At 76.0% G+C, this 3,096-nt stretch carries 4 protein-coding genes; all 4 read left to right on the top strand.

Annotated elements, in window-relative coordinates; translation table 11 throughout:
* Positions 1-160: 160 nt before the first annotated feature.
* Positions 161-511 (top strand): hypothetical protein, encoded by a 351-nt coding sequence (locus tag ACFWJ4_RS41310; protein ID WP_380554559.1) that lies wholly within the window; start codon positions 161-163, stop codon positions 509-511.
* Between the two features lie 42 nt (positions 512-553).
* Positions 554-757 carry a hypothetical protein gene (locus ACFWJ4_RS41305; protein ID WP_380554556.1) on the top strand — a complete coding sequence of 68 codons (204 nt, stop codon included), beginning with the start codon at positions 554-556 and terminating at the stop codon, positions 755-757.
* Between the two features lie 177 nt (positions 758-934).
* Positions 935-1,231: a hypothetical protein gene (locus ACFWJ4_RS41300; protein WP_380554553.1), complete on the top strand. Its 297-nt coding sequence runs from the start codon at positions 935-937 to the stop codon at positions 1,229-1,231.
* A 26-nt stretch (positions 1,232-1,257) separates the two neighbouring features.
* On the top strand, positions 1,258-3,096 hold a 1,839-nt coding region (locus ACFWJ4_RS41295), incomplete at its 3' end, for an SAM-dependent methyltransferase (protein WP_380554550.1).

Below are 3,096 nucleotides of genomic sequence, written 5' to 3'. Positions count from 1 at the left end.
GCCTTCCGCCCCGCCCGTGTTTTTTGGGGGCCCTTATTTTTGTTTCTGGCGCCCCCGGCGGGCGGGGGGCGCCCGGCGGGGCGGCCCCCCCCGCCCCCCCGCCCGGTGACGCCGCCTCGTACGGCCGACCACCGGAGCACCGAACAGGAGAGAGAGGACCATGTACGAGCAGCCGCCGCCCCAGGTGCCGCCGATCGACCGCACGGTCGGCTACGACGCGTACCTGAAGGTGTACAAGGAGACCGTCGACGTCGGCGACGACCGGAACGCGGCCGCGCGGCCCGTCCGGGCGCCCGTCGGATTCACCGGCGGCCCTCGGCCGACCAGCGTGGTGGCCCCCGCCTTGGAGGAGGACGCCGATCCCACCGAGCACGCGACCACACTGATCATGGACGGCCCCGGAGGGATCTACGGCCCCAGCTTCGCGGACCCGGCCCCCTGGGCCTGCGGCGGCGCCCCCACCCCCGGCTGCCTGCCGCCCCCACCCCCCGCCATCGGAGGCCTCTACTGAACCCTGCCAGCCGTCCCCGCACACACGAAGGGAAGAGCGACCATGACCATGGAAGACGTCCGCGAGGAACACCGGGTGTGGTCCCCCACCCCGCAGCTCCCCAGACTGGCCCCTCCGATCGACCGCACCGGCCGCACCGGCGGTGCCCTGGGCCGGAATCCGGGCGTGGAGGCGGACAGCTTCTGGGACGATGCCTGGAGCGTCGTCAAGACGGTGGGCCCGATCGTCGCCACCGCACTGCTCTGACGGCATCCACCCACGGACACCTCGTCCGTACCGTGCCGACCGCGCGGCCCATCCGCCGCCCGGCCGGCACTCCGCTGCTCCGCAGTTGCCCGGTTGCCCGACCCCTGTCCGGCCGAACGTCCGTTCAGTAGCATGAACCCGCCTCCGCCCGCGGCCCCGAGGGGACGAGTGACCGCCATGACCACCCCGACCGCCAGCGCCCCGCCCGTCGACGTCCCGGACATCGGCGTCCCGGACATCGACGTGGACATCGACCTGCTCCTGGACGGCGACGCCGACGACGCCGCGGGGGCCCCGGATCCGGCAGCCCTCGCGTCCGGAGCGCCGGTGCTGATGACCCCGCCGCAGAGCACCCAGGCCGTGTTCGAGTTCGACCCGCCGGTCCAGCTCGACCCGCCGCTCCTGGTGGACGCGCTGCCCCCGCAGGTCACCCAGGCGGTCGTGGTCGACCTCCCCGGCCTCGCCGACCACTGACCACCCCTGAAGGCCCGCGCCGCCGCATGGACCCCGACCTCCGCTCCGCGCACCGCTACACGCGCCCCTTCGACCGCTTCCCCTCCCGCCGCGAGCACCAGGCCCGGTGGGCCGAACTGTCCCGCGCGATCGCCGCGGCCGGCCCGCCGGGCGGTGAACCGTCCGAGCAGAAGGGCGAGTTGACCGTCCTCGGCTCCGGCATCGAGGCCGTCGGCTTCACCCGCGCCGACGAGCGCCTGCTCCGCGAGGCCGACCACGTCTTCCACTGCGTGGCCGACCCCGCGACGATCGTGCGCATCAACGCCTGGCGCCCGGACGCCTACGACCTCGGCGTCCTCTACGACGACGCGAAGGACCGCTACCTCACCTACGTCCAGATGTCGGAGGCGGTCCTGCACTTCGTGCGGGCCGGGCGCCGGGTGGCGGCGGTCTTCTACGGCCACCCGGGCATCTTCGTGCTGTCCAGCCACCGCGCCGTACGGATCGCCCGCCGCGAGGGCCACACCGCCGTGATGCGCCCGGGCATCAGCGCCCTGGACGTGCTCTGCGCCGACCTCGGCGTGGACCCGAGCACCCCCGGCATGCAGACCTTCGAGGCCTCCGACCTGCTGATCCGCGACCGACGCCTCGACCCCGGCCTGCACCTGGTGCTCTGGCAGGTCGGCATCGTCGGCGAACTCGACTACCGGCGCGCCGGGTTCACCAACCGCCACCTGCCCGTCCTGCTGGACCGGCTGGAGGAGGTCTACGGGCCGGACCACACCGTGGTCAACTACATCGGCGCCCGCTACCGGGGCCTCGACCCCGTCACCGCCCGGTACACCGTCGCCGCCCTGCGCGACCCGGCCGTGCAGCGCACCGTCACCAGCGCCTCCACCTGGTACCTGCCGCCCGCCGTCGCCGCCCCGGCCGACCCGCGGGTGCTCGAACGCCTCGGCCTGCTCGAACCCGGCCGGACCGTCCGCCCGCCCGACGGCCCGCTGCGGGTCGTCGACGCGTACGGCCCCCGCGAACTCGCCGCCCTCCGCGGCTTCGCCGACTTCCGCGTCCCGGCCGGCTACCACTGGCAGGAGGACACCCCGGGCGCCCGCTTCGCCCTGGCCCTCGGCGAGGACGGCGCCCTGCGCGAGCGCTACGTCCGGGATCCCGCGGCCGCCGTCGCGCACTGGGCCCCGCCGGACCTCGGAGCCGACGAACGCGCCCTGCTGGCCCGGCGCGAGGACCTGGCCCTGCAGGCCGCCGCCCGGGGCGTCCCCCGGCGGCCCGGGCCGGAGGCGGCACACCGCCTGCGCACCCTGCTCACCCGCAAGTCGGAGGCCCGCCGGCTGGCGCGGGACGGCTCGGCGGGCTGGCCGTCGATCCGGCGGGACCTGGACTCCGTCCTCGCCGGGGCCCTGTACCCGTGGACGGGCCTGTACGGCACCGCGGACGGCGGCCTCTCGGTCTACGTCCTGGGCCGCGCGACCGACCCGCCCCGGCACCGGGTCCACGTCGACGGCCGCCGGGTGACCGACCCGAGTTACGCCCACGGCGTGCTGCGCTGGCGCGCGGCGGACGGCGGCGTCGGCGGCGAGCTGCGGACGGAGTTCGGCCGCGACGGCCGGCGCCGGCTGACCGGAACCGTCGCGGGCGCGGCGGTGCGCCTGACCGAGTACCCGCTGCCGCAGGTGCCGCCGCTCGCCGACCTCGTCGGCGGGTACCGCAGCGAGGGCCTGCGCGTGGACGTCGTACCCGGCGCCCCCGGCTCGGCCCCGCGTCTGCGCGTCACCGTCGACGGCGAGCCCGTGACCGCCGCGGTGGTGATCGGACCGGCGGGCTTCGAGGTGGACGGCGTCACCGTCCCCTTCTCCGCGGCCGTGGCGGAG

Origin of the sequence: Kitasatospora sp. NPDC127067 (assembly GCF_042724755.1) — a bacterium.
Classification (GTDB): domain Bacteria; phylum Actinomycetota; class Actinomycetes; order Streptomycetales; family Streptomycetaceae; genus Kitasatospora; species Kitasatospora lactacystinica.
Note: the sequence above shows the minus strand (reverse complement) of the source record. Positions and strands in the feature narration are given on the sequence as shown.

Excerpts from the sequence above, each read along its gene's own strand:
- ACFWJ4_RS41310 (WP_380554559.1), top strand. The coding sequence starts at position 161 with ATGTACGAGCAGCCGCCGCCCCAGGTGCCGCCGATCGACCGCACGGTC.
- ACFWJ4_RS41305 (WP_380554556.1), top strand. The coding sequence starts at position 554 with ATGACCATGGAAGACGTCCGCGAGGAACACCGGGTGTGGTCCCCCACC.
- ACFWJ4_RS41300 (WP_380554553.1), top strand. The coding sequence starts at position 935 with ATGACCACCCCGACCGCCAGCGCCCCGCCCGTCGACGTCCCGGACATC.